The organism is Enterobacter cloacae complex sp. HYC042_NIDB (assembly GCF_056673315.1).
The window spans coordinates 4,167,147-4,191,685 of record NZ_CP109650.1; the positions used below are offsets into that span (position 1 = coordinate 4,167,147).

23 protein-coding genes are annotated in these 24,539 nt (G+C 56.9%); 11 read left to right on the forward strand and 12 right to left on the reverse strand.

Annotated elements, in window-relative coordinates; translation table 11 throughout:
- Position 1: 1 nt before the first annotated feature.
- Positions 2–1,591: an ABC transporter substrate-binding protein gene (locus tag OKF39_RS19900; protein ID WP_479983290.1), complete on the reverse strand. Its 1,590-nt coding sequence runs from the start codon at positions 1,589–1,591 to the stop codon at positions 2–4.
- Positions 1,592–1,836: 245 nt separating this feature from the next.
- Between OKF39_RS19900 and yghU the strand changes: the two genes are divergently transcribed.
- Both yghU and OKF39_RS19910 read left to right on the forward strand, forming a co-directional pair.
- On the forward strand, positions 1,837–2,703 hold the full coding sequence (yghU, locus tag OKF39_RS19905) for a glutathione-dependent disulfide-bond oxidoreductase (RefSeq protein ID WP_048959531.1): 867 nt from the start codon (positions 1,837–1,839) through the stop codon (positions 2,701–2,703).
- Positions 2,704–2,861: 158 nt separating this feature from the next.
- Entirely contained in the window at positions 2,862–3,194 is a 333-nt protein-coding gene (locus tag OKF39_RS19910; RefSeq protein ID WP_028014408.1) for a YMGG-like glycine zipper-containing protein, read from the forward strand.
- A 49-nt stretch (positions 3,195–3,243) separates the two neighbouring features.
- Here the strand turns inward: OKF39_RS19910 and OKF39_RS19915 are convergent, their stop codons facing one another.
- Positions 3,244–4,791 carry a methyl-accepting chemotaxis protein gene (locus OKF39_RS19915; RefSeq protein ID WP_045260793.1) on the reverse strand — a complete coding sequence of 516 codons (1,548 nt, stop codon included), beginning with the start codon at positions 4,789–4,791 and terminating at the stop codon, positions 3,244–3,246.
- A gap of 219 nt (positions 4,792–5,010) precedes the next feature.
- Here OKF39_RS19915 and OKF39_RS19920 point away from each other — a divergent pair, with 219 nt between their 5' ends.
- Positions 5,011–6,051, forward strand: coding sequence for an aldo/keto reductase (locus OKF39_RS19920; RefSeq protein WP_479983291.1), 1,041 nt, complete (start codon positions 5,011–5,013; stop codon positions 6,049–6,051).
- Between the two features lie 76 nt (positions 6,052–6,127).
- On the opposite strand, the gene OKF39_RS19925 is transcribed toward OKF39_RS19920, so the two are convergent.
- Both OKF39_RS19925 and OKF39_RS19930 read right to left on the reverse strand, forming a co-directional pair.
- Entirely contained in the window at positions 6,128–6,616 is a 489-nt protein-coding gene (locus OKF39_RS19925) for a TIGR00645 family protein (RefSeq protein WP_003862473.1), read from the reverse strand.
- Between the two features lie 81 nt (positions 6,617–6,697).
- Complete coding sequence (locus OKF39_RS19930; protein WP_041908140.1) at positions 6,698–7,201, reverse strand: ESA_00282 family adhesion-associated protein; 504 nt, start codon at positions 7,199–7,201, stop codon at positions 6,698–6,700.
- Between the two features lie 103 nt (positions 7,202–7,304).
- Between OKF39_RS19930 and OKF39_RS19935 the strand changes: the two genes are divergently transcribed.
- The gene (locus OKF39_RS19935) at positions 7,305–7,709 is read left to right on the forward strand and encodes a hypothetical protein (protein ID WP_479983292.1); all 405 of its coding nucleotides are present in this window, start codon (positions 7,305–7,307) and stop codon (positions 7,707–7,709) included.
- A gap of 1 nt (position 7,710) precedes the next feature.
- On the forward strand, positions 7,711–8,160 hold the full coding sequence (locus OKF39_RS19940; protein WP_479983293.1) for a cytoplasmic protein: 450 nt from the start codon (positions 7,711–7,713) through the stop codon (positions 8,158–8,160).
- A 42-nt stretch (positions 8,161–8,202) separates the two neighbouring features.
- Here OKF39_RS19940 and exbD read toward each other — a convergent pair whose 3' ends face one another.
- Both exbD and exbB read right to left on the reverse strand, forming a co-directional pair.
- Positions 8,203–8,628: a TonB system transport protein ExbD gene (gene exbD / locus OKF39_RS19945; RefSeq protein WP_032643392.1), complete on the reverse strand. Its 426-nt coding sequence runs from the start codon at positions 8,626–8,628 to the stop codon at positions 8,203–8,205.
- A 4-nt stretch (positions 8,629–8,632) separates the two neighbouring features.
- Positions 8,633–9,364, reverse strand: a complete 732-nt coding sequence (gene exbB / locus OKF39_RS19950) for a tol-pal system-associated acyl-CoA thioesterase (RefSeq protein WP_028014417.1) — start codon at positions 9,362–9,364, stop codon at positions 8,633–8,635.
- A gap of 251 nt (positions 9,365–9,615) precedes the next feature.
- On the opposite strand from exbB, the gene metC reads away from it, so the two are divergent.
- Positions 9,616–10,803, forward strand: a complete 1,188-nt coding sequence (gene metC / locus OKF39_RS19955; RefSeq protein WP_479983294.1) for a cystathionine beta-lyase — start codon at positions 9,616–9,618, stop codon at positions 10,801–10,803.
- Positions 10,804–10,946: 143 nt separating this feature from the next.
- The gene (yghB, locus tag OKF39_RS19960; RefSeq protein ID WP_028014419.1) at positions 10,947–11,606 is read left to right on the forward strand and encodes a DedA family general envelope maintenance protein YghB; all 660 of its coding nucleotides are present in this window, start codon (positions 10,947–10,949) and stop codon (positions 11,604–11,606) included.
- Between the two features lie 45 nt (positions 11,607–11,651).
- Here the strand turns inward: yghB and OKF39_RS19965 are convergent, their stop codons facing one another.
- Positions 11,652–12,551 carry an AraC family transcriptional regulator gene (locus OKF39_RS19965; protein WP_324660731.1) on the reverse strand — a complete coding sequence of 300 codons (900 nt, stop codon included), beginning with the start codon at positions 12,549–12,551 and terminating at the stop codon, positions 11,652–11,654.
- A gap of 195 nt (positions 12,552–12,746) precedes the next feature.
- Between OKF39_RS19965 and yqhD the strand changes: the two genes are divergently transcribed.
- Both yqhD and dkgA read left to right on the forward strand, forming a co-directional pair.
- A complete protein-coding gene (gene yqhD / locus OKF39_RS19970) occupies positions 12,747–13,910 on the forward strand; it encodes an alcohol dehydrogenase (protein ID WP_126300153.1) in 1,164 nt (387 codons plus the stop codon).
- A gap of 105 nt (positions 13,911–14,015) precedes the next feature.
- Positions 14,016–14,843, forward strand: coding sequence for a 2,5-didehydrogluconate reductase DkgA (gene dkgA, locus OKF39_RS19975; protein ID WP_023616907.1), 828 nt, complete (start codon positions 14,016–14,018; stop codon positions 14,841–14,843).
- 73 nt (positions 14,844–14,916) lie between these two features.
- Here the strand turns inward: dkgA and OKF39_RS19980 are convergent, their stop codons facing one another.
- From OKF39_RS19980 to OKF39_RS20000, 5 genes are all read right to left on the reverse strand, one after another.
- Positions 14,917–17,088 carry a YgiQ family radical SAM protein gene (locus tag OKF39_RS19980; RefSeq protein WP_224066003.1) on the reverse strand — a complete coding sequence of 724 codons (2,172 nt, stop codon included), beginning with the start codon at positions 17,086–17,088 and terminating at the stop codon, positions 14,917–14,919.
- Between the two features lie 131 nt (positions 17,089–17,219).
- Complete coding sequence (ftsP, locus tag OKF39_RS19985; RefSeq protein WP_028014423.1) at positions 17,220–18,632, reverse strand: cell division protein FtsP; 1,413 nt, start codon at positions 18,630–18,632, stop codon at positions 17,220–17,222.
- 58 nt (positions 18,633–18,690) lie between these two features.
- Positions 18,691–19,428, reverse strand: coding sequence for a 1-acylglycerol-3-phosphate O-acyltransferase (plsC, locus tag OKF39_RS19990; protein WP_028014424.1), 738 nt, complete (start codon positions 19,426–19,428; stop codon positions 18,691–18,693).
- A 162-nt stretch (positions 19,429–19,590) separates the two neighbouring features.
- Positions 19,591–21,849 (reverse strand): DNA topoisomerase IV subunit A, encoded by a 2,259-nt coding sequence (parC, locus tag OKF39_RS19995; RefSeq protein WP_028014425.1) that lies wholly within the window; start codon positions 21,847–21,849, stop codon positions 19,591–19,593.
- 118 nt (positions 21,850–21,967) lie between these two features.
- Complete coding sequence (locus OKF39_RS20000) at positions 21,968–22,369, reverse strand: YgiW/YdeI family stress tolerance OB fold protein (RefSeq protein ID WP_023309189.1); 402 nt, start codon at positions 22,367–22,369, stop codon at positions 21,968–21,970.
- Between the two features lie 139 nt (positions 22,370–22,508).
- Between OKF39_RS20000 and qseB the strand changes: the two genes are divergently transcribed.
- Positions 22,509–23,168: a quorum sensing response regulator transcription factor QseB gene (gene qseB, locus OKF39_RS20005; RefSeq protein ID WP_199886795.1), complete on the forward strand. Its 660-nt coding sequence runs from the start codon at positions 22,509–22,511 to the stop codon at positions 23,166–23,168.
- Positions 23,165–24,502, forward strand: coding sequence for a quorum sensing histidine kinase QseC (gene qseC, locus OKF39_RS20010; RefSeq protein ID WP_150145051.1), 1,338 nt, complete (start codon positions 23,165–23,167; stop codon positions 24,500–24,502). Before qseB ends, qseC begins: the two co-directional genes overlap by 4 nt.
- Positions 24,503–24,539: the final 37 nt, after the last annotated feature.

Here is a 24,539-nt window from a genome sequence, read left to right on the forward strand (position 1 = left end):
CCTATTTTTGATAAATTTTTGACAGATCCTGGAACAGATAAACCGGCTTCGGCTCCGCTTCCTTCGTGCCGCCGAAGCGTTTATCCACGGCGACGGTCGCATTGGTGTAGGCGATCGGGTAGTAGGTCATCTCGTTCGCCACGGTCTGCTGAATTTGCTTGTAGATATCGGCACGTTTCGTGGCGTCGGTTTCCACGGCACCTTTATCCCACAGGGCATCAAACTGCGGATTTTTGTAGTGCGCGTAGTTATAGGCTTCGTTGCTCATGAACAGCGATTTGTAACCGTCCGGCTCTGCTCCCATAATGTAGCCGCCCAGGTTCAGTTCCCACGCGGTGTTGTTCATATCAAGACTGCGCTGAGACATGGCGTTGGAGTCCAGCGGCATCAGCTCCACGTTCACCCCAATGCCCTTCAGCGCCTGCTGAATGTAGAGCGCCATGCTCTCCTGGGTTTTGTTGGTGTTCACATACGCCAGGCGCAGCTTGAGATTATCCGGCGCGCCGGACGTCTTCAGCAGGTCTTTGGCTTTTTGCAAATCGAATTTGTACTGTTCAACGTCATCCGTCTTGTAAAGCGTATCTGGCGTCAGGAACGAGGTTGCCGGTTTAGCGTAGTCCAGCGAGGTAAACGCGGTCTGGGTTAGCTCGTCTTTGTTGATGGCGTACGCGATGGCCTGACGTAGCGCTTTGCTCTTCATCACCGCCACGTTCTGGTTGAACGTCATATAGGCCAGACGGCCTTCCGGATAGACCACGAAGTCAAATTTCCCGGTATTTTTCAGGCGGTTCACATCCTGCGGGTCAACCATCTTGAGGTTGATTTCACCGTTTTGCAGCGCCAGGTTGGCGGCGTTGCTGTCTTTGGCAAAACGGTAGGTGACGGAATCGAGCTTCGGTTTGCCGTTCCAGTAATCGTCGAAGCGCGTAAGGGCGTAATACTGACCGGCGCGATACTCTTTAAATTTGAACGGCCCGGAACCGACCGGCGCATCGTTTTTGGTGCTCTTTTCCAGGTCGCCTTCACCGGCGAACACATGCTGCGGGATCGGGTAGATCTGCACCAGGGTGCCGGTAAAGGCCGCGCTGACCTGCGGTAAGGTGAACTTAACGGTGCGCTCATCAACCTTGCTCACTTCAACAGGCTTGCCGCCGTAGGTAAACATGCTGCGGAAGAAGCTGTGCTGTTTGGCATCTAGCAGCTTAATGAAGGTGAAGACCACGTCGTCCGCCGTCAGCGGCTGTCCGTCTTGCCATTTTAGGTTGGGTTTTAGCGTCAGGGTATAGCTCAGGTTGTCGGCAGAAGGCGTCAAGCTTTCCGCCAGGCCCCACTCAATGTTGCCGTTATTAAAGCTGTACAGCGGGGCATAAAGCGCCTGCATGATGGTTAATGTTGTGCGGTCGCTGGCGTAGAGCGGATTAACAGCTAACGGGTCGCCGGAGGTAATCCCGATAATGAGCGAACCGCCCTCTTTTGGCGCGTCGCTTTTTGCCGCCGCGGCCGAATTTGTCTCTTTATTTTTCGCATCATCACAGCCCGCTAGGCCTAACGCGAGCGAAACGACCACTGCCGATAACAGAAGCTTGCGCATCTCACTAACTCCTTGCCTTATAAAGTGTTTATTACTGCATCTTTTATTTATGTTGAAGCATCATATTCAGCTTTAGCGTTTTACGCATTAATTATGAAAATGCGATTTTCGATTAAGCTTATGCCGGATTTGATATATATAAGCAGCAGAAGGAATAGTGGTTAATTGCTTGCGCTCACAACGTTAAACGCTTCACAAATCTCCTGCTACACTGCCTCAACACATCACTAAAAAGGCAGGCCAACATGTCAGACAACACGTATCAGCCACCAAAAGTATGGGAATGGAAAAAGAACGGCGGCGGCGCGTTCGCCAATATCAACCGCCCGATCTCCGGCGCGACGCACGAGAAAGATCTGCCCGTGGGCTCCCACCCGCTGCAGCTTTACTCTCTCGGGACACCAAACGGCCAGAAGGTGACCATCATGCTCGAAGAGCTGCTGGCGCTGGGCGTGACGGGCGCGGAATACGATGCGTGGTTGATCCGCATCGGCGAGGGCGACCAGTTCTCCAGCGGGTTTGTAGACGTGAACCCGAACTCGAAAATACCGGCGCTGCGTGACCACTCCACGAACCCGCCAACGCGCGTATTTGAATCCGGCAATATCCTGCTTTACCTGGCAGAGAAATTCGGTCACTTCCTGCCGAAAGATCCGGCGGAACGCACCGAGACGCTGAACTGGCTGTTCTGGCTCCAGGGCGCGGCGCCGTTCCTCGGCGGCGGCTTTGGTCACTTCTACAACTACGCACCGGTGAAGATTGAGTACGCGATTGACCGCTTCACCATGGAAGCCAAGCGCCTGTTCGACGTGCTGGATAAACAGCTGGCGCGCGGTCGCTACGTGGCGGGTGAGGAGTACACCATCGCGGATATCGCCATCTGGCCATGGTTCGGCTGCGTGGCGCTGGGTAGCGTTTATAACGCCGCCGAATTCCTGGATGCAGAGAAGTATACCAACGTCCAGCGCTGGGCGAAGGACGTGGCGAACCGCCATGCGGTTAAGCGCGGTCGCATCGTTAACCGCACCAGCGGCGAGCTGAACGAGCAGCTCCACGAACGCCACGCGGCGAGCGACTTCGATACCAATACGGAAGACAAGCGTCAGGCGTAACGTTTCGCCGGGCGGCTCCCCGCCCGGCAGCCGCGATCCTTGCCCAGGGCATGATTAGCCTAAAGGTTGAGTGGCTATTGCTGGCACTATCTGGACGTTTTTCTCACCTCAGAATGAGAAACGCCGTATCAACTGACAGCAGTCACAAAGGATCTGTTATGAGACTTATTAAAACAACGCTGGTTATCAGCGCCCTCATTTTTTCCACCTCTGGAATGGCCATCGACAAAACCGCCGCCGGCGCGGTAGCAGGTGCTGCTATTGGCGCAGCCACGGGCAAAGATCTGAAATCAACCGTGGGCGGTGCCGTGGTTGGCGCAGGCACGGGTGCAATGTTCAAAAACGGCGAAAAAGGCAAAGACGCACGTAAGGGCGGTGCCGTGGGTGCCGTCGTTGGCGCGGGCGCGGCTGCGGTGACGGGCAATAGCGTGCTGAAAGGCGCGGCCGTGGGTGCCGGCACGGGCGCGCTGATTGGTGAAGCGACGCACTAACAGCATCGGGAAAAGAAAGAAGTAAGGCCGCATCAGGCGGCCTGTTGTGTTATGCCGTCAGGCGGAACTTCTGCACCGAGCGTTGAAGCTCTTCGGTCTGGCGTTCCAGCGCCGCGGCTGCTGCGGAAACCTCTTCGACCAGCGAGGCGTTCTGCTGGGTGACGCCGTCCATCTGCGTAATGGCAATCCCGACCTGCGAAATGCCCTTACTTTGCTCCTCAGAAGCCGACGCGATTTGCTTCATAATGGTCGTCACCTCCGTCACGTCGCGCAAAATCGCATCCATGGTGGTGCCGGTGTCGCTCACCAGCTGCGCACCCTGCTCGACGCGGGTCACGGAATCGGTAATCAGACCCTCAATTTCTTTTGCCGCATTGGCGCTTCGGCTTGCCAGGTTGCGGACTTCACCCGCCACTACGGCGAATCCACGCCCCTGCTCGCCCGCGCGCGCCGCTTCTACGGCCGCATTGAGCGCCAGAATATTGGTCTGGAAGGCAATGCTGTTGATGACGTTGGTGATTTCAGCAATTTTCTTCGAGCTTTCCGAAATACCGCTCATGGTGGTGACCACCTCTTCCACCAGCGAGCCGCCGCGGCTGGCGGTGGTTGAGGCCACATCGGCAAGCTGGCTGGCCTGACGCGCGCTTTCGGCGTTCAGCTTCACGGTAGCGGTCAGCTGTTCCATGCTGGCCGCCGTCTCTTCCAGCGCGGCAGCCTGCTCTTCGGTACGGGAAGAGAGATCGTTGTTGCCGCTGGAGATCTCCGTCGCGCCGCGCCAGATATTCTCACTGCCGGAGCGAATGGTGCTGACCGCTTCACGCAGGCTGTCCTGCATGGCGCTCAGCAGCGGCACCAGCTGTCCCACGCAGTTGCGGCCGAAAGGCGCAATGGGCTGGCTGAGATCGCCCTGGGCAATCTGGCGAAACTGCTGGCGAATGCGCTCTAGCGGTTTGACCAGCATCGCCACCAGGTAGCGGTCGGTAAAGAGCAGGATCAGCAGGCCGATAATGGTGGCGACGATAATAACCGTGCGGGTCATGCTGGTCAGGCCGTCGACCACCATGCGGGTGCTGTCGAGCGTCTTCGCGGCGGCATTATTGAACTTCTCGGCAGCGGCACCGAACGCACGGCTCAGCGGCGGCGTAACGTTGTTGGCCTGCTGGCGGTAGCCGTCCAGGGTCGCCTGCTTCGCCTGCTCCATTTGCGGCGTCACGCCCTGTTCAAGCAGCGCCTGCCAGGCACCGATCACCTGTGCAGAGACCTGCTCATCCATTGGGCCAGGCGAGATCGCCTTCATTTCGGCCAGTTTCTTACCCATGTTATCCAGCGCCTGTTGGGCAGAGGACAAATCCGGCGTGCCGCCAGCGGCTTTGACCTCCATGGCGCGGCTCAGACGGGTCACAAAGCGGAAATACTGATCGTTGCCCTGGCTGAGCACCATCATCTGTTTGACCAGCTGGCGATCGACTTCATTGCCGTCTGATACCCGTGACAGGGACCAGGTGCTGTACAGCCCGACGCCCGCCCACATTAAACAAAAAATCCCGAGGATCGTCAGCATGACGAAACGGATCGTGAAATTACGGAGCATATTCATAAGTCTTCCTTGCCGTGAGGGTGAATTCGCCCAGAGGCGAGTGCTACTCTCGTTATCGGCAGGGTGCAGGGAAATTATAACCTTTTGTGATTATTTTTAGTTAGCGTGGCTTCACAGGTCGCACAGCCACCGTTAACCCTTATCTTCGCACGACATGATGTGATAAGTTCAGAATGAAAACGACGTTTCAAAAAATCATCTATAAGAAAAGGAGACATCATGTCCTGGTACCCTGACGCTACCCGCTACGAGAATATGCAGTACCGCTACTGTGGCAAGAGCGGCCTGCGCCTGCCCGCGCTGTCGCTGGGCCTGTGGCATAGCTTCGGCCACGTTCAGCCCCTTGATTCCCAGCGCGCGCTGCTGCGTAAAGCCTTCGACCTCGGGATTACCCATTTCGATCTTGCCAACAACTACGGCCCGCCTGCGGGAAGCGCGGAAGAGAACTTTGGCCGCCTGCTGCGTGAGGACTTTGCCCGGTATCGCGACGAGCTGATTATCTCCACTAAAGCCGGTTACGACATGTGGCCAGGCCCGTACGGTTCAGGCGGCTCACGCAAGTATCTGCTCGCCAGTCTCGACCAGAGCCTGAAACGTATGGGCGTCGAATACGTGGATATTTTCTATTCCCACCGCGTGGATGAAAATACGCCAATGGAAGAGACGGCCTCCGCGCTGGCTCATGCTGTTCAGAGTGGGAAAGCGCTGTACGTGGGGATTTCCTCCTACTCTACCGAGCGCACACAAAAAATGGCCGCGCTGCTGCACGAGTGGAAGATCCCGCTGCTGATCCACCAGCCGCCCTATAACCTGCTTAACCGCTGGGTCGATAAAACCGGCTTGCTGGATACGCTGGAAGCAAACGGCACGGGGTGTATTGCCTTTACCCCGCTGGCGCAGGGTCTGCTGACCGGAAAATACCTGAACGGTATTCCGGAAGGTTCTCGTATGCAGCGCGAGGGGAACAAAGTGCGCGGCCTGACGCAGAAAATGCTGACGGAAGCTAACCTGAACAGTCTTCGTCTGCTTAATGAGATGGCGCAGGCGCGCGGGCAGACAATGGCGCAGATGGCGCTGAGCTGGCTGCTGAAAGATGCTCGCGTGACGTCAGTACTGATTGGCGCGAGCCGCCCGGAACAGCTGGAGGAGAACGTTCAGGCGCTGGGTAATCTGCGCTTTACGGAAGATGAACTGACGCGGATTGACCAGCACGTGGCGGACGGGGAACTGAATTTGTGGCAGGCGTCGTCGGATAAATAGTGTGGTTCGTTGCTTTCTCCCCTCACCCTAAGCCTCTCCCGGGGGAAGGGTTAGGGTGAGGGGAGAAATGTGTACCTTATTTCTTACTGATCTTATCCAGATACCCCATCACAAACGCCGACAGCACAAACGTCAGGTGGATAATCACATACCACATCAGCTTATTATCCGGGACGTTTTTCGCGTCCATAAACACGCGTAACAGGTGGATAGAGGAGATTGCCACTATAGATGCCGCAACTTTATTCTTCAGCGACGAGGCGTCCATTTTCCCCAGCCAGCTGAGCTTTTCTTTATGCTCGGCGATATCAAGCTGAGAGACGAAGTTCTCATAACCGGAGAACATCACCATCACCAGTAAGCCGCCCACCAGCGTCATATCCACCAGCGACAGCAGAACCAGAATTAAATCGGCTTCCGCCACGGAGAAAATGTTAGGCAATACGTGGAAAATCTCCTGGAAGAACTTGATCGTCAGGGCGACCAGCGCCAGGGAAAGACCGAAATAGACGGGGGCGAGCAGCCAGCGAGAGGCATACATTGCGTTTTCAAAGAAGCGTTCCATAAAATCCTGTCTGCAAACGAAACCAGCGCTCAGTATATCTCAACGGCGCTGACTGTTTGCAAGAACTAACCAGTACGCCACTCAGACGTCGTCCGGGTTAACCTCAGGACGCGCATACTCCGGCCAGACCAGCACCACCAGCTCCGGGTAGGCTTCCAGGCTAAACTCGCGAAAACACTGGCGAAGGTTTAATACGTCCAGGTCGGAATACGAGACCTTCTCACCGTTAAGACAGCGCTTTTTGATGTTGTCGTAATATTTATAAACCGCTGAATTCAGATCGCTACAGCGACGCTGCGCCTCAAACAGACCGGGCGTGTCATTAATTTCCGACATTTTCATGCGCTTAATTGTCGCGTGTAAGAAGTCGATATATTCATGATTCACCCGCCAGTACCAGACAGGCGTAACGGAGTTCATCAAAACAGAGAAATGATCTTCTCCTTCCTCTTTTGTCATCAGTTCAGGTTGTGGCGGTTCACTGGTGTCTTTCGACACTTTCGTTTTATTGAACTCCTGCATCAATAAAAGCACACCAGCGGTCAGTAATAGTAATGTGATGACCGTAAAAAAGATGCTGTTCATGGCTTGGCTCCATTTTTTTTGATTTTAAAATTGCCTCATGATATTGTCAACGAATCTCACGCCTTTACCAACCCCACCCTGTTGAAATTAAAGGAAATTAAAAATGCTGCCCGACTATCTCGTCCCGGCTAAGTACCACATTACGCCTGTGGAACAGCAACCGACGGAAGAAGAAAAAAAGGCCAGTTTCACTCAGGGGAAAAGAAAGCTCTCTGATTTCGAGCCTGATATATTAATTGGCGTTTCTCACACTGGCAAATCCCGTAATATGCTGCTGGAAGAGCACGATCGCCATATAAAAGACCGCTTATTTCGCGCTATAAAAATTGAAGCCTTCGTCCACCTGCTGAATGACCTACAGGCAGAAGGCGAAATAGATGCCCAGAAACTAAGTCAAATAATGGCTGAAAAAACGAAAGAAATAAATGAGGCCGGCAATGAAATTTGGCTTAATCTAATTACGCGAGAAAAAAACAACCCTGTTTTTTATACCCTGGGGGAAGATTAACGTGAAAGAAGTTAAAGACAATAACGTTTATTTGACTTTAGATGATAAAAAAAGTGATGAATTTATCTTAAAGCAAAATATCGAGGCGCTAAGAAATGCAAAAAATGCCGAGATGACGCGTATTACACAAGACCTGGTATCGATCCCGGCAACGCTGGTGCGTCTGAAATGGCAGAATCGCCGCGAGATTTATCCGTTACAGGTTAAAGAAGAAATTTACGGCGCCGTGATGAACGCCATCATCGAACAGCTTCCAGAACTGAAAGAGAAACTGCTGGGACGTCTTGAGGCCAACTATCAGTATCTGCTTGCCAGAGAAGTCGCCACCCTGCGCCTGACGCGCAAACTGTCAGCCGGTGAGTACCGTACGTCAAACGTCACCTGCGTTGCGCTCGATGAGGACGCGCTGACTACCCCCTCTACCACACCGACGGACAACAAAAACGCATAAACCAACAGGCATAAAAAAAGCCGGCTTTCGCCAGCTTCTTTATCACTTCGAGGCCGCTTTCTCTTCCCCGACCAGCCCAATCTTCAGATAACCCGCCTGATGCAGCGTGTCCATTACCTTCATCATGGTTTCGTAGTCGACGGTTTTGTCCGCCCGGAAGAAGACGGTGGTGTCCTTCTTGCCGCCGGTCAGCTGGTCCAGCGCCGGAATAACGGAGGCATCCGTCACAGGGTCGTTCCCCAGGAACATGGATTTATCCGCTTTCACCGACAAATAAATTGGCTTTTCCGGACGCGGCTGCGGCTGGCTGGAGGAGGCAGGCAGATTCACCTTCACGTCGACCGTCGCCAGGGGTGCTGCCACCATGAAGATAATCAGCAGCACCAGCATGACGTCGATAAACGGCGTCACGTTGATTTCGTGCATTTCGCCGTTATCGTCCAGATTTTCGTTTAGACGCATTGCCATACAATCAACCTACGCGCAGTTTAGACGCCGCATGCACCGGCTTCACGGCGCTGGCATTCAGGTCGAGATCGCGGCTTTGCAGCAGCAGAACCTGAGCGGCAACGTCACCGAGCGTGGCTTTGTAGTTGCCGATCATACGCGCGAAAATGTTGTAGATAACCACCGCCGGAATTGCCGCGACCAGACCGATTGCCGTCGCCAGCAGCGCTTCCGCGATACCCGGGGCAACTACCGCCAGGTTGGTGGTTTGGGTCTGGGCAATGCCGATAAAGCTGTTCATGATGCCCCAGACCGTACCGAAAAGACCGATGAACGGTGAAATCGCGCCGATGGTCGCCAGATACCCATTGCCGCGTCCCATGTGTCGGCCAACGGCCGCAACGCGACGCTCCAGACGGAAACCGGTACGCTCTTTAATGCCTTCGTTATCTTCACTGCCGGCGGAGAGTTCCAGCTCGTTCTGAGCTTCATTCACTAACAGGGTGGTCAGGCTTTTCGGGTGGAAGGATGAGGTCATCTCAGAAGCCTGATCCAGAGAGCGGGCTTCTGCCAGCTGCTGCTGTTCCCGCTTGAGGCGACGCTTCTGCGAAAGCAGCTCGGCGCTTTTGCTGAAGAAGATAGCCCAGGTGACAACGGACGCCAGAATCAGGCCGATCATCACAATCTTAACCACGATGTCAGCATGATGATACATGCCCCAAACGGAGAGATCCGTCTGCATCAAATTATTACCCACTCTGTATCTCCAGGACGCAAATCACAAAATCTGAACGTAATAATATCAAAAAGCCGTCGAATTGATAGTCGTTCTCATTAGTATTTACATGGTGCCGTAATTTTCGCTCAGTTTCCTTGCGCTTACGCAGTAAAAATTTCTTATGCGCTTTTTTGCTAATATTTTCTGCTTATTCGATAAGCATGCGGGTGCAGTTTTTTACAATCGTGGTAGTCTGGACGTCCAGACGTATAAAAACAGGGTTAGCGAACATGACCAAGAAGCATCTTGATACCACGCTGGTGCAGGCGGGACGCAGCAAGAAATACACTCAGGGATCGGTCAACAGCGTGATTCAACGCGCCTCCTCGCTGGTGTTTGATACCGTTGAGGAGAAAAAAATCGCCACGCGTAACCGCGCAAAAGGTGGGCTGTTCTACGGTCGCCGCGGCACGCTAACCCATTTTTCGCTGCAGGAAGCGATGTGCGAGCTGGAGGGGGGCGCAGGCTGCGCGTTGTTCCCGTGCGGTGCGGCGGCGGTCGCCAACACCATTCTGGCGTTTGTGGAACAGGGCGACCATATCCTGATGACCAACACCGCCTATGAACCCAGCCAGGATTTCTGCACCAAAATTCTCAGCAAGCTCGGCGTGACCACCAGCTGGTTTGACCCGCTGATTGGTGAAGGCATTGCTGAACTTATCCAGCCAAACACGCGCATTGTGTTCCTGGAATCTCCCGGCTCCATCACCATGGAAGTGCACGACGTTCCGGCTATCGTGAAGGCCGTGCGCTGCAAAGCGCCAGAGGCGATTATCATGATCGACAACACCTGGGCGGCAGGTGTGCTGTTTAAGGCGCTGGAATTCGATATTGATATCTCGATTCAGGCGGCAACGAAATACCTGATTGGACACTCTGACGGGATGATTGGCACCGCGGTTTCCAACGCGCGCTGCTGGGACCAGCTGCGGGAAAATGCCTACCTGATGGGCCAGATGGTGGATGCAGACACGGCATACATGACCAGCCGGGGCATTCGTACGCTCGGCGTGCGTCTGCGTCAGCATCATGAAAGTAGCCTGAAAATCGCTGAATGGCTGGCGCAGCATCCGCAGGTTGAGCGCGTGAACCATCCGGCGCTTCCGGGTAGTAAAGGCCATGAGTTCTGGCAACGTGACTTTACGGGCAGCAGCGGGCTGTTCTCGTTTGTGCTTAAAAAACGGCTGAGTAATGACGAACTGGCAAGCTATCTGGATAATTTTACCCTCTTCAGCATGGCCTACTCCTGGGGCGGTTTTGAATCTCTGATCCTGCCGAATCAGCCGGAGCAGATCGGGGCCCTGCGCCCCGGCGGAGAAGTGGACTTCAGCGGCACCCTCATTAGATTGCATATCGGTTTAGAAAATGTGGACGATTTAATTGCGGATTTATCTGCAGGCTTTGAACGTATCGTGTAGAGTGCGGGCTGAAAATGTACTCCCCGGACGCTTTTGTGAACACTGCATGCAGAAAAGTCTGCATGAGTTGCGCCTGCGATCAATCCCGACAGGTGAAATTGGGAGTACAATAGCGTTATCTCTGCTGTTCCACAGGAAAGTCCATGGCTGTTATTCAAGATATTATCGCGGCGCTCTGGCAACATGATTTTGCCGCCCTGGCGGATCCCCACGTTGTAGGCGTCGTCTATTTCGTGATGTTCGCGACGCTGTTTCTGGAAAATGGATTACTGCCAGCCTCGTTTTTACCCGGTGACAGTTTGCTTTTGCTTGCCGGGGCGCTGATCGGCAAAGGCGTCATGGACTTTACGCCAACGATGGTTATCCTTACCTCCGCCGCGAGCCTGGGCTGCTGGCTGAGCTATCTGCAGGGCCGCTGGCTGGGGAACACGCGCGTGGTGAAGGGCTGGCTGGCGCAGTTACCGCATAAATACCACCAGCGTGCGACCTGCATGTTTGACCGCCACGGCCTGCTGGCGCTGCTCGCCGGGCGTTTCCTGGCGTTTGTGCGCACCCTTCTGCCCACCATGGCGGGTATTTCCGGGCTGTCTAACCGCCGCTTCCAGTTCTTCAACTGGCTGAGCGCCCTGCTGTGGGTTGGCGTGGTAACCACCCTCGGCTATGCGCTGAACATGATCCCCTTTGTGAAGCACCATGAAGATCAGGTGATGACCTTCCTGATGATCCTGCCGATATTCCTGCTGGTTGCTGGGCTGGTGGGTACCATTGCGGTGGTGATTAAGAAAAAGTATTGCAGTGCATAAACAAAAGCCGGGTGGCGCTACCGCTTACCCGGCCTACGTTTCCCCTCAGGCGCCCTGCATCGTTCTTATACGTGACGCATCTTCTCCCGGCGTGACGCCGAAATAGCGCTTAAACTCCCGACTGAACTGCGACGCACTTTCATAGCCGACGCGCATGGCCGCCGCGCTGGCCTTCATGCCGTCGTGGATCATCAACATCCGTGCCTTATGCAAACGGTAGGTTTTGAGGTACTGCAGCGGCGAGGTGCTGGTCACCGACTTAAAGTTGTGGTGAAAGGCCGAAACGCTCATGTTCGCTTCCGCCGCCAGCTGGTCAACGCTGAGGTTCTCCGTGTACTGGCTTTCAATACGCTTGAGCACGCGGCTGATCAGGCTGAAGTGGGTCTGTCGGCTCACCAGCGCGAGTAACGCCCCGCCGCCCGGCCCCAGCAGCACGTGATAAAGAATTTCGCGGATAATCTGCTTGCCGAGAATACGCGCGTCCAGCGGCCTTTCCATGACGTCCAGCAGGCGCTCAATGGCGCAGAGGATCTCTTCCGACAGCGTCGCCGAGTTAATCCCGCTGGAGGCCATCGACGGCTGGAAAAGCTCGTCTTCGCCAATCTCCATCAGCAGCTCCTGCAGCTGAAGAATATCGACGTTGACGCGAATACCCGCCAGCGGGACCGCCTCCGTCGCGAAGGTTTCACATTCGAAGGGTAAAGGTACCGTCAGGAGCAGATATTCATTGGTGTCGTAGCGGAACACCCGCTCGTTGATATAGCCAATCTTATGACCTGAAAAGAGAAAAACGATGCCCGGCTGGTACATCACCGGCGTGCGCGTCCCGGGCTGCGTGCCGTAGAGCAGGCGAATGTCCTGCAGCAGGTCGCCAACATTATTTTCTTTATCTATCAGCCTTTTAATCTGCGAGGTAAGCTGAAGGCAGATCGCTTCACGGTTCATTTTACGTTACTCCGGGTACGGTTTCCGACCCTCACAGTCTGCGCATTTTTACGAAGTTTCTCCAGCGCTCTGTAGAAATGGGCAAGACATCGGCAGGAATGTGCATTGAGAGCCTGGCCCCGGACGGCCACAATGAGCAGCATCAGGTAGCCATCAGCGCCACCACGGTTTTTCACCCACTAAAGGGAACGAGCAATGAACAATTTTAATCTTCACACCCCAACCCGCATTCTGTTTGGTAAAGACGCTATCGCCGACCTGCGCGCGCAGATCCCTGCTGACGCCCGCGTGCTGATCACCTACGGTGGCGGCAGCGTGAAAAAAACCGGCGTGCTGGATCAAGTTTACAGCGCTCTGGACGGACTGGACGTGCGTGAGTTCGGCGGCATTGAGCCAAACCCGTCTTACGAAACGCTGATGAACGCGGTGAAAATCGCCCGCGAAGAAAACATCACCTTCCTGCTGGCGGTCGGCGGCGGCTCCGTGCTGGACGGCACTAAATTCATCGCGGCAGCAGCGCACTACGCTGATGGCATCGATCCGTGGCACATCCTGGAAACCCGCGGCAGCGACATCAAAAGCGCGATCCCGATGGGATCCGTATTGACCCTGCCAGCGACGGGTTCTGAATCCAACAAGGGCGCGGTGATCTCCCGCAAAACCACCGGCGACAAGCAGGCCTTTATGAACGAACACGTTCAGCCTGTCTTCGCCATTCTGGATCCGGTTTACACCTACACCCTGCCCGCGCGTCAGGTGGCGAACGGCGTGGTCGATGCCTTTGTACACACCGTCGAGCAGTACGTGACCTACCCTGTTAATGCCAAAATTCAGGATCGCTTCGCGGAAGGCATTCTGCTGACGCTGATTGAAGACGGCCCGAAAGCGCTGAAAGAGCCGGAAAACTACGACGTGCGTGCCAACGTCATGTGGGCCGCAACGCAGGCGCTGAACGGCCTGATCGGCGCTGGCGTGCCGCAGGACTGGGCAACCCATATGCTGGGCCACGAGCTGACGGCGATGCACGGCCTGGACCACGCCCAGACGCTGGCCGTTGTGCTGCCTGCGCTGTGGAACGAAAAACGGGATACCAAGCGTGCCAAGCTGCTGCAGTACGCCGAGCGCGTGTGGAACATCACCGAGGGTTCTGACGATGCGCGTATTGATGCCGCCATTGCAGCGACCCGTAACTTCTTTGAAAGCCTGGGCGTGCCAACGCGTCTGTCCGGCTACGGCCTGGACGGCAGCTCCATCCCTGCCCTGCTGGCGAAACTTGAAGAGCACGGCATGACCCATCTGGGCGAGCACGGTGACATCACGCTGGACGTCAGCCGTCGGATCTACGAAGCGGCACGCTAAGCGATTTTGGCATCCTGACTTTCGTTTTTTGACATTTCGTCCAGACTTAATGCACACCCCATCGCCGGAGTCCCCCTCCGGCGATGCGCACCTGAAGGAGGAAAAATGGCAAACCAAACCGTAATCAAGCTGCAGGACGGCAACGTGATGCCCCAGCTGGGGCTAGGTGTATGGAAAGCCGGTAACGACGAGGTCGTCTCCGCCATTCATAAAGCACTCGAAGTCGGCTATCGGTCGATTGATACCGCCGCCGCGTACAAAAACGAGGACGGCGTGGGGACCGCGCTGGTCAGCGCCGGCGTCCCCCGCGATGAGCTGTTCATCACCACTAAACTGTGGAACGACGATCAAAAGCGCCCCCGCGAAGCGTTGCAGGAGAGCCTGGAGAAACTCCAGCTTGATTTCGTCGATCTGTACCTGATGCACTGGCCGGTTCCGGCCATCGACCATTACGTTGACGCCTGGAAAGGGATGATTGAACTGCAGAAAGAGGGGCTGGTGAAAAGCATCGGCGTCTGTAACTTCCAGGTGCATCACCTGCAGCGCCTGATTGACGAAACGGGCGTCGCTCCGGTGATTAACCAGATCGAACTGCACCCGCTGCTGCAGCAGCGCCAGCTTCACGCCTGGAACGCCACCCACAAGATCCAGACCGAGTCCTGGAGCCCGCTGGCGCAGGGCGGTGAAGGCGTGTTCGATCAGAAAATCATCCGCGACCTGGCGGATAAATACGGCAAAACCCCGGCGCAGATCGTCATTCGCTGGCATCTGGACAACGGCCTGGTAGTGATCCCGAAATCGGTCACGCCGTCGCGCATAGCCGAGAACTTCGACGTCTGGGATTTCCGACTGGACAAAGACGAGCTGGGTGAAATTGCGAAGCTGGATAAAGGTAAGCGGCTTGGGCCGGACCCGGATCAGTTTGGCGGTTAATCGCGTTAAAACGCCGGGTGGCGGCTTCGCCTTACCCGACCTACAAAAAACCCCGGCAAGCCGGGGTTTTCTTTTACGCTTTACGCTTCACAGGTTTCTTCACACTGGAATTACCGTTCGAACGCTGATGCACAATCGGCGTATGTTTGGTCAGCGCCGGGCGCGTATTGCGGTTCTGGCGACGCGCTTCACGCATCTCATCCAGCGTAGGAGCCGGAACCAGGCAGTCGCGGCGCGAGCCAATAAGGTGTTTTTTACCCATATCTTCCAGCGCCTGGCGGATCAGCGGCCAGTTTTTCGGGTCGTGGTAACGCAGCAGCGCCTTATGCAGACGACGCTGTTTATCCCCTTTCGGCACCACCACCTCTTCACTCTTGTAGCCAATCTTACTCAGCGGGTTTTTGCCGGTGTAATACATGGTCGTCGAGTTGGCGAGCGGTGAAGGATAGAAGTTCTGCACCTGATCCAGACGGAAGCGACGCTGCTTCAGCCACAGCGCCAGGTTCACCATGTCTTCATCGCGCGTGCCAGGATGCGCGGAGATGAAGTACGGGATCAGATACTGCTCTTTGCCCGCCTGCTTCGAGTAGGTGTCGAACAGCTGCTTAAAGCGATCGTAGCTGCCCATGCCCGGCTTCATCATCTTCGACAGCGGGCCTTCTTCGGTGTGCTCCGGCGCAATCTTCAGATAACCGCCGACGTGGTGCGTCGCCAGCTCTTTGATATAGCGAGGATCTTCCACGGCGATGTCGTAACGCACCCCGGAGGCGATGAGGATCTTTTTGATGCCCTTCAGGTCGCGCGCGCGGCGGTAGAGGTTGATCGTCGGCTCGTGGTTAGTATCCATGTGCTCGCAAATGCTTGGGTAGACGCAGGAGAGACGACGGCAGGTCTGCTCCGCGCGCGGCGACTTGCAGCGCAGCATATACATGTTCGCGGTTGGGCCGCCGAGATCGGAGATCACGCCGGTAAAGCCCGGCACCGTGTCGCGAATGGCTTCGATCTCATTGATGATCGAATCCTCAGAGCGGCTCTGGATAATACGGCCTTCGTGTTCGGTAATGGAGCAGAAGGAGCAGCCGCCGAAGCAGCCGCGCATGATGTTGATCGAGAAGCGGATCATCTCATACGCCGGGATACGGGCGTTGCCGTACGCCGGGTGTGGCACGCGCTTGTACGGCAGCGCAAAGACGCTATCCATCTCTTCGGTGGAGAGCGGGATCGCCGGCGGGTTGATCCAGATGAAGCGCTCGCCGTGCTTCTGCATCAGCGCGCGGGCGCAGCCCGGGTTGGTTTCATGGTGCAGAATACGGGACGCGTGCGCGTAGAGCACCTTGTCGGCTTTCACCTTCTCGTAGGACGGTAGCAGCACGTAGGTCTTTTCCCACGGCTTCGGGCGCGGCGGCTGCACAACGATAGCCTTCGCTTCCGCTTTCTTCGGCTCAACCGGCTTGTTATCGGCACACGGCAGATCTTCACCGTACGGGTGCGGGATCGGGTCGATTTTGCCCGGCATATCAATAATGCGTGAATCCACCCCGCTCCAGCCCGGCAGCGCTTCTTTCACCATGATCGCAGTATTGCGCACGTCGCGGATGCTGCTCACCGGCTCGCCCTGCGACAGACGGTGCGCCACCTCCACCAGCGGACGCTCGCCGTTACCGTAAATCAGCATGTCGGCCTTGGAGTCCACCAGCACCGAGCGGCGCACGGTATCTGACCAGTAGTCGTAGTGCGCGGTGCGGCGCAGGCTCGCCTCGATGCCGCCGAGGATCACCGGCACGTCTTTCCAGGCTTCTTTGCAGCGCTGGGTATAAACCAGGGTCGCGCGGTCCGGACGTTTGCCCGCCACGTTATCCGGCGTGTAGGCGTCGTCATGGCGCAGCTTACGGTCGGCGGTATAGCGGTTGATCATCGAGTCCATGTTGCCAGCGGTCACGCCGAAGAACAGGTTTGGTTTTCCCAGACGCATGAAGTCGTCTTTGCTGTTCCAGTCGGGCTGGGAGATGATCCCCACGCGGAAGCCCTGCGCTTCGAGCATACGGCCACAGATGGCCATGCCGAAGCTCGGGTGGTCAACGTAGGCATCGCCCGTGACCAGAATGATATCGCAGCTGTCCCAGCCCAGTTGGTCCATCTCTTCCCGGGACATCGGCAGGAACGGCGCCGGTCCAAAGCAGGCCGCCCAGTACTGGGGCCAGGAGAAGAGGTCACGATCCGGCTGGATCAGGGAAATTGCGCTCATAGTGCTTCCGAAGAAAAAATAGACAAAAGGGCGGGGATTATACGCTGGAACATTGTGGGAAATGAAGGGGTATTATGCGGGCTGTTGCCCTCACCCCAACCCTCTCCCACAGGGAGAGGGAGAAAAGCACGTTACGGCGCCGGATTCACCAGCATCTGCCCTACCGAGCCCCTGTCCATCATCTCCAGCGTCTGGCTGTGGAACAGGAACGGGAAGTGCGGCCACGAAGGCTGACCGTAGTAGACGAGCAGTTCAACCTGGCCGTCCACCCACACGGTATCTTTCCAGCCGCGATCTTCCGGGAACGGCATCGCGCCATTAACGTTGCGGATCAGGAATGACACACCTTCAATATGGAACGACTGCGGCATGTCTGACCGGACCGTCCAGCGCTCCCAGGTGCCCTGCTGAGCAGTGATATCAATGCGATTTACATCCCACAGCGCGCCGTTGATGCCCGGATCGTCGCCCAGGCTGATATCACGGCTGCGCACCGGCGAGCCGCTCATGATCTCCTGCGGCAGCAGGCGCATCGGCAGGCTATCGGTGACCAACGGCAGCAGGCCGGTTGGACGCAGAGTAAGCACCAGCGTGGAGACCAGAATGCTCGACGGCTCAAAGAACCCGCGAATACGATCAACGATGCTCGCGGCTTCACCACAGGTGACGGAGACTTCGTCCCCGTTGGTCATATCCACCAGAATTTCACGACGTTCACCCGGCGCCAGCGCAAGCTGTTTAACGGAGACCGGCGCAGGTAAAAAGCCCTGGTCGCCGGAGATCACGTGCAGCGGGCGGCCATCACTCATCTGCAGCTGATAGCGACGCGAGTTAGAGGCGTTGAGCAGGCGCAGGCGCACCCAGCCGCGGGACACTTCCACGTACGGGCTCTGCGCGCCGTTAACCAGCAAGGTATCGCCGACAAAGCCACCGCTGCCCGGCTCGCTGTACTCGGGCGTGCCGAAGTTATCCAGACGTTTGTCCTGAATAATGACCGGGAAATCGTCCACGCCGTAGTGGTTCGGGATCGGCAGAGATTTACTGACCTCATCTTCCACCAGCCACATGCCGGCCAGACCGTTATAGACCTGCTGCGCCGTACGGTTAGGGGTATTGGCGTGATACCACAGGGTTGCCGCACTCTGGCGAATCGGCAGGACGGGCGCCCAGTCGGCGTTGGGGGACATCATTCGCGCCGCGCCGCCAATCAAAGGTCCAGGAACCTGTAAGCCGCTGATGGTCATGGCGACATTTTCAGCCGTACGGTTGCTGTAAATGAGCTTAACGTCATCGCCGTTCCACACGCGGATGGTCGGCCCGAGGTAGCGCCCGTTAATGCCCCACACCGGCGCGCGCGTGCCCTGGGTAAAGGACCAGTGGCTGCGCTGAAGCGTGAGGAAAAGCGGCTGCCCGCGACGGGATTCAATCAACGGCGGAATGGGCAGCGGCTGCTGCTGCCCGGCGGCGCTGGCTGTCAGCGGCATCGCACCCGCACAAAGGGCAATCCCCGAAGCCTGAATAAACTGACGCCGACTGAGTGACATATAAGCTCCATCTGAAACGACTAACAACGCGGGAATTCTTTTTCCCTTTAACGCCGAATTAAACCTTACCGGCGGCTTCTCTTTCTGCGACTTCTTTATCCAGCAGCGCAATATGCTGAGCCATGAGCTCGCGGCAGTGTGCTGCCAGTTCGCGCACCTGGTCTTTACCGTATTTGCTGGTATCGACGGGTGGCAGCATTTCGACAATCACCAGACCATTATTCAGGCGGTTAAGATTAATCTTATTAGAAGTATTGGAAACGCACACGGGAATAATTGGAACACCTGCCGCAATTGCGGCATGAAACGCGCCGGTTTTAAACGGCAGCAGGCCGCGGCCGCGGCTACGCGTCCCTTCCGGGAACATCCAGATTGAGATCCGGCGCTTTTTAAAATGATTCACCACTTCTGCAATCGTGCCGTGCGCTTTTGCACGGTTGTTACGGTCGATCAGCAGGTTACCGGTCAGCCAGTACAGCTGGCCAAAAAACGGGATCCACAGCAGGCTTTTTTTCCCCACCGTCACGGTCGGAGGCAGAACAATATTGGAGGCCGTCACCATATCGTAGTTGTTCTGATGGTTGGCGATATAGATGGCGTTACCGAAGTTCTCCGCTCCTTCAGGCAGGCGTTTTTCAACCTTCAGACCAAACAGCGGCGCAAGGCGACCGAACATATGGCCAAAGGTGGCAACATGCTTCGGATTACGCGGGCTGAACAGGCAGTAAATAGAGCCGAAAATACAGACCAGAATGCAGTAAATAACGGTAAGAATGAGACGTACAATGTATAGCATAGCGACCTCTGAAGCCCTGACAGCTGACAATTATACTTCACCTGTGGCCAGGTAAGGACTTTATTACGAGCGCGTATTGTTAATCGCAACGCACGAATTAACAACGATTTTACGGGAAATTTTATTGAAATACCCCCTCCGGACAGAGGGGGTGTCATGACATTACTCTTCGCTGTCGCCCGCGCTGCTGCGCGCAGGCGAATCAATCTCCACGCGGTCGATACGCTGCAGGCCGCGCATCAGCGAACCGCGGCGACCGCGCTCGCCCACCACTTTCTGCAGCTCTTCCGGGCGAAGCTTGATTTTACGCTTGCCAACGTGGATGGTCAGCGTGCTCTGCGGCGGCAGCAGGAAGAGGTGCGCCAGGCCATCTTCACCTTTCGCGGCTTCCGCCGACGGGATGTTGATGATCTTGTTGCCCTTACCTTTAGACAGCTCCGGCAGGTCGCTGACCGGGAACATCAGCATGCGTCCGGCAGAGGTGATCGCCAGCAGCATGTCGCTCTCGTTCTCAATCACCAGCGGTGTCATCACGCGGGCATTGTCCGGCAGGCTGATCAGCGCTTTACCGGCACGGTTACGCGACACGAGGTCGTTAAAGGTACAGATAAAGCCGTAGCCCGCATCGGACGCCATCAGCAGCTTCTGGTCGTCGGCCTCCATCAGCATGTGGTCAACCGTTGCGCCCGGCGGCAGCGTCAGCTTACCGGTGAGCGGTTCGCCCTGGCCGCGCGCGGAAGGCAGCGTGATCGGGTCGATAGCGTAGCTGCGGCCCGTGGAGTCGATAAACGCCACCGGCTGGTTGCTCTTGCCTTTCACCGCCGCTTTAAAGCTGTCGCCCGCTTTATAGCTTAGGCCCGGCGCGTCGATATCGTGGCCTTTGGCGCTGCGCACCCAGCCGCTCTGCGACAGCACAATGGTCACCGGCTCGGACGGCTGCATGTCGTGCTCGTTCATCGCCTTCGCTTCTTCGCGCTCGTGCAGCGGAGAACGACGGTCGTCACCGAAGGCATCGGCATCCGCCTGCAGCTCTTTCTTCAGCAGGGTGTTCATCTTGCGTTCGGAGGCGAGGATCGCCTGCAGCTGATCGCGCTCTTTTTCCAGCTCGCTTTGCTCGCCGCGGATCTTCATCTCTTCCAGCTTAGCGAGATGGCGCAGCTTCAGTTCGAGGATCGCTTCGGCCTGGGTTTCGCTGATGCCGAAGCGCGACATCAGCGCGGGCTTCGGCTCGTCCTCGGTACGGATGATCTCAATCACTTCATCGATATTGAGGAACGCCACCAGCAAACCTTCGAGGATATGCAGGCGCTTAAGCACTTTCTCCAGACGATGGTTCAGACGACGGCGCACCGTATCGCGGCGGAACGTCAGCCACTCGCTGAGGATCTCCAGCAGGTTTTTCACCGCCGGACGACCGTCGAGGCCAATCATATTCAGGTTGATGCGGTAGCTTTTTTCCAGATCGGTAGTGGCGAACAGGTGGTTCATCACCTGCTCCATGTCCACGCGGTTAGAGCGCGGCACGATCACCAGACGGGTCGGGTTCTCGTGGTCGGATTCGTCGCGCAGATCGTCCACCATCGGCAGCTTTTTATTGCGCATCTGGGCGGCGATCTGCTCCAGCACTTTGGCACCGGAAACCTGGTGCGGCAGCGCGGTGATCACCACGGCGCCGTCCTCTTTATTCCACACCGCGCGCATGCGCACGGAGCCGCGACCGTTCTGGTAGATCTTGCGGATTTCTGCACGCGAGGTGATGATCTCGGCTTCGGTCGGGTAATCCGGCCCCTGCACGATATCCAGCAGGTCGTCCAGCGAGGTTTTTGGCTGCTCGATCAGAGTGATGGCGGCTTTCGCCACTTCACGCAGGTTGTGCGGCGGAATGTCCGTCGCCATGCCGACCGCAATACCGGTGGTGCCGTTCAGCAGGATGTTGGGCAGACGCGCAGGCAGCATCTTCGGCTCCTGCAGCGTACCGTCGAAGTTTGGCACCCAGTCAACGGTTCCCTGACCCAGCTCGCCCAGCAGCACTTCGGCGTATTTGGACAGGCGGGATTCGGTATAACGCATCGCTGCGAAGGATTTCGGATCGTCCGGCGCACCCCAGTTCCCCTGCCCGTCCACCAGCGGATATCGGTAAGAGAACGGCTGGGCCATCAGCACCATCGCTTCATAGCAGGCGCTGTCGCCGTGCGGATGGTATTTACCCAGTACGTCACCGACGGTACGGGCGGATTTCTTGAACTTGGCGGTGGCGTTCAGCCCCAGTTCGGACATCGCATAGACGATGCGGCGCTGAACGGGCTTCAGGCCATCCCCGATAAACGGCAACGCCCTGTCCATGATGACGTACATGGAGTAGTTCAGGTAGGCGTTTTCCGTGAATTCATGTAGCGCGAGGCGCTCTGCCATATCGCTCATTACGTGTGATTCCTCAACTCAGAAACCGAAGGGTTTCAGGCAATATTGCCGCAGATACTACCTCATCTGACGAATTGAGTCACAAAGAAAAAGGGCCGCATAAGCGGCCCTTTTCGGGTTATTTGTTCAGCTTGATAACCTGCTTCACGTCGATTTCAAACTCGTTCCAGTCTTTGTCGACTTTACCCTGCAGCTCTACTTTATCCTGCGGGGTGACGGTCACGCCGTTCCAGCGCTTGTGGTCAATCTCAACCACCACCGTGCCCGACTCGTCGCGGAAGGTGTAGCGGTCATCGGACAGACGCTCGGTAATGTTCCCGCGCAGCTTCACCCAGGCATCGTCCTTCAGATCTTTCACTTTAGCCGCGGTGGTGAGGTTGGCATTGTTATCGACAAAACCGCCCTGCTGGGTTTGCGTCTGGGTCTGTGTCGCAGATGGGCCAGTAAAACCGCCCTGTGCAGCAAAGACCGGCGCGGTGGTCATCATCATGATGGCAGCAATTGCAGCGAATTTTTTCATCTTCATCTCTCCCTTTAATGTCGTTTCGCAGTTCATTAAACAGGGTAAACCTTAACAACTTCTTAAGGGGAAAATTTATTTATTTTTACTGTACAGCAGGCGCTTGCAGAGGGTTTACTGACGGCATCAAGGAGGGAACATGCGCATTTTACTGGTAGAAGACGACAGGTTAATCGGCGATGGCATCAAAGCAGGCTTAAGCAAACTGGGCTTTAGCGTGGACTGGTTTACCGACGGGAAAACCGGGCAGGCCGCGCTCGCCTCAGCGCCCTATGATGCCGTGGTGCTTGACCTGACCCTACCGGGAATTGACGGTCTGGAGATCCTGCGCGCCTGGCGCGAAAGCGGCCGCAGCGAGCCGGTACTGATCCTAACCGCGCGGGATGCGCTGAACCAGCGCGTTGAAGGGCTGCGCCTCGGTGCGGACGATTATCTCTGTAAGCCGTTCGCGCTGATAGAAGTGGCCGCCCGTCTGGAAGCACTGGTGCGCCGCAGCCACGGCCAGACCCGCAGCGAGCTGCGCCACGGCAAGGTGACGCTCGATCCGGCAAGCCTCGTCGCCACGCTGGAGGGCGAAACGCTGACGCTTAAACCCAAAGAGTTCGCCCTGCTGGAGCTGCTGATGCGCAACGCGGGCCGGGTGCTGCCGCGCAAGCTGATCGAGGAAAAGCTTTATACCTGGGACGATGACGTCTCCAGCAACGCCGTCGAAGTCCATGTCCATCATTTACGCCGCAAGCTCGGGAGCGGGTTTATCCGCACCGTGCACGGCATCGGCTACACCCTGGGTGACGCATGAAGCTGAGCCTGAAGCTGCGCCTGACGCTCCTCTTTTTAGCGCTGTCTCTGACGGCCTGGTTTGCCGCCAGCCTGGTGGCGTGGCAGCAGACCACCCACAAGCTCGATAAGCTGTTCGACACCCAGCAGATGCTGTTTGCCAAACGGCTGCTGACGATGGATCTGGACGAGATCCGCGCGCCGGAGCGCATGCGCGAGGTGCCGAAAAAGGCCAAACACGGGCATCTGGACGATGACGCGCTGGCCTTCGCTATTTACGCTTCAGACGGCACGATGATCCTTAACGACGGCGAAAACGGGCGCGATATCCCGTATCACTATCGTCGTGACGGCTTTGATGACGGACGGCTTCAGGATGACAACGATGAATGGCGCTTTTTATGGCTGACGTCGCCAGACGGAAAATACCGTGTCGTTGTCGGCCAGGAGTGGGAGTACCGGCAGGATATGGCGCTGGACGTGGTCAGCTCGCAGCTGACGCCGTGGCTGGTGGCGCTGCCGGTGATGCTGCTGTTGCTTATTGTCCTGCTGAGCCGGGAGCTGAAGCCCCTGAAAAAGCTGGCCCAGACCCTGCGTTCCCGCTCGCCGGACGCCACCGACGCCCTGCCCACTCAGGGCGTGCCGGCGGAAGTGCGCCCCCTGCTCGACTCGCTGAACCATCTTTTTACCCGTACCCAGGAGATGATGACCCGCGAGCGCCGCTTTACCTCCGACGCCGCCCACGAGCTGCGCAGCCCGCTGGCGGCGCTGAAGGTGCAAACCGACGTGGCGCAGCTTTCTCAGGACGATCCGCAGGCGCAGGAAAAAGCGCTGGCGCAGCTGCACGCGGGTATCGACCGCGCCTCCCGGCTGGTGGATCAGCTCCTCACCCTGTCGCGCCTGGACTCTCTGGACAGCCTGGAGGGCGTAGAACAGATAGCGATGGCCGACCTGCTGCAGTCTGCGGTAATGGATATTTATCCTTCGGCACAGCAGGCGGGTATTGATATTCGCCTGCACATCAACGCGCCGGAGGTGACCCGCACGGGTCAGCAGCTGCTTCTGAGCCTGCTGGCGCGCAACCTGCTGGATAACGCCACCCGCTACAGCCCGCGCGGCAGCGTGGTAGACCTGACGCTGAACACCCGTAGCGTTACCGTGCGCGACAATGGCCCGGGCATTTCGCCCGATGCGCTGGCGCGTCTCGGCGAGCGCTTTTATCGTCCACCGGGTCAGGACGCCACGGGCAGCGGGCTGGGGCTATCCATTGTGAAACGCATTGCCGCGCTGCACGGCATGCGCGTCTCGCTGGGCAATGCGCCAGAAGGCGGCTTTGAAGTGAAGGTTAACTGGTAAGGGATTATTGCATTTCGCGCAAAAGACTTTGCACATT

Bases quoted from the DNA above. Each gene is read 5' to 3' on its own strand.
- OKF39_RS19965 (WP_324660731.1), bottom strand. From the start codon at position 12,551: ATGAACCGTGAAGCGATCTGCCTTCAGCTTACCTCGCAGATTAAAAGG.
- qseC (WP_150145051.1), top strand. From the start codon at position 23,165: ATGAAGCTGAGCCTGAAGCTGCGCCTGACGCTCCTCTTTTTAGCGCTG.
- dkgA (WP_023616907.1), top strand. From the start codon at position 14,016: ATGGCAAACCAAACCGTAATCAAGCTGCAGGACGGCAACGTGATGCCC.
- OKF39_RS19920 (WP_479983291.1), top strand. From the start codon at position 5,011: ATGTCCTGGTACCCTGACGCTACCCGCTACGAGAATATGCAGTACCGC.
- exbD (WP_032643392.1), bottom strand. From the start codon at position 8,628: ATGGCAATGCGTCTAAACGAAAATCTGGACGATAACGGCGAAATGCAC.
- qseB (WP_199886795.1), top strand. From the start codon at position 22,509: ATGCGCATTTTACTGGTAGAAGACGACAGGTTAATCGGCGATGGCATC.
- ftsP (WP_028014423.1), bottom strand. From the start codon at position 18,632: ATGTCACTCAGTCGGCGTCAGTTTATTCAGGCTTCGGGGATTGCCCTT.
- plsC (WP_028014424.1), bottom strand. From the start codon at position 19,428: ATGCTATACATTGTACGTCTCATTCTTACCGTTATTTACTGCATTCTG.
- parC (WP_028014425.1), bottom strand. From the start codon at position 21,849: ATGAGCGATATGGCAGAGCGCCTCGCGCTACATGAATTCACGGAAAAC.
- OKF39_RS19980 (WP_224066003.1), bottom strand. From the start codon at position 17,088: ATGAGCGCAATTTCCCTGATCCAGCCGGATCGTGACCTCTTCTCCTGG.
- OKF39_RS19930 (WP_041908140.1), bottom strand. From the start codon at position 7,201: ATGAACAGCATCTTTTTTACGGTCATCACATTACTATTACTGACCGCT.
- yghU (WP_048959531.1), top strand. From the start codon at position 1,837: ATGTCAGACAACACGTATCAGCCACCAAAAGTATGGGAATGGAAAAAG.
- OKF39_RS19925 (WP_003862473.1), bottom strand. From the start codon at position 6,616: ATGGAACGCTTCTTTGAAAACGCAATGTATGCCTCTCGCTGGCTGCTC.
- OKF39_RS19935 (WP_479983292.1), top strand. From the start codon at position 7,305: ATGCTGCCCGACTATCTCGTCCCGGCTAAGTACCACATTACGCCTGTG.
- OKF39_RS19910 (WP_028014408.1), top strand. From the start codon at position 2,862: ATGAGACTTATTAAAACAACGCTGGTTATCAGCGCCCTCATTTTTTCC.
- metC (WP_479983294.1), top strand. From the start codon at position 9,616: ATGACCAAGAAGCATCTTGATACCACGCTGGTGCAGGCGGGACGCAGC.
- OKF39_RS19900 (WP_479983290.1), bottom strand. From the start codon at position 1,591: ATGCGCAAGCTTCTGTTATCGGCAGTGGTCGTTTCGCTCGCGTTAGGC.
- yqhD (WP_126300153.1), top strand. From the start codon at position 12,747: ATGAACAATTTTAATCTTCACACCCCAACCCGCATTCTGTTTGGTAAA.
- OKF39_RS19915 (WP_045260793.1), bottom strand. From the start codon at position 4,791: ATGAATATGCTCCGTAATTTCACGATCCGTTTCGTCATGCTGACGATC.
- yghB (WP_028014419.1), top strand. From the start codon at position 10,947: ATGGCTGTTATTCAAGATATTATCGCGGCGCTCTGGCAACATGATTTT.
- OKF39_RS20000 (WP_023309189.1), bottom strand. From the start codon at position 22,369: ATGAAAAAATTCGCTGCAATTGCTGCCATCATGATGATGACCACCGCG.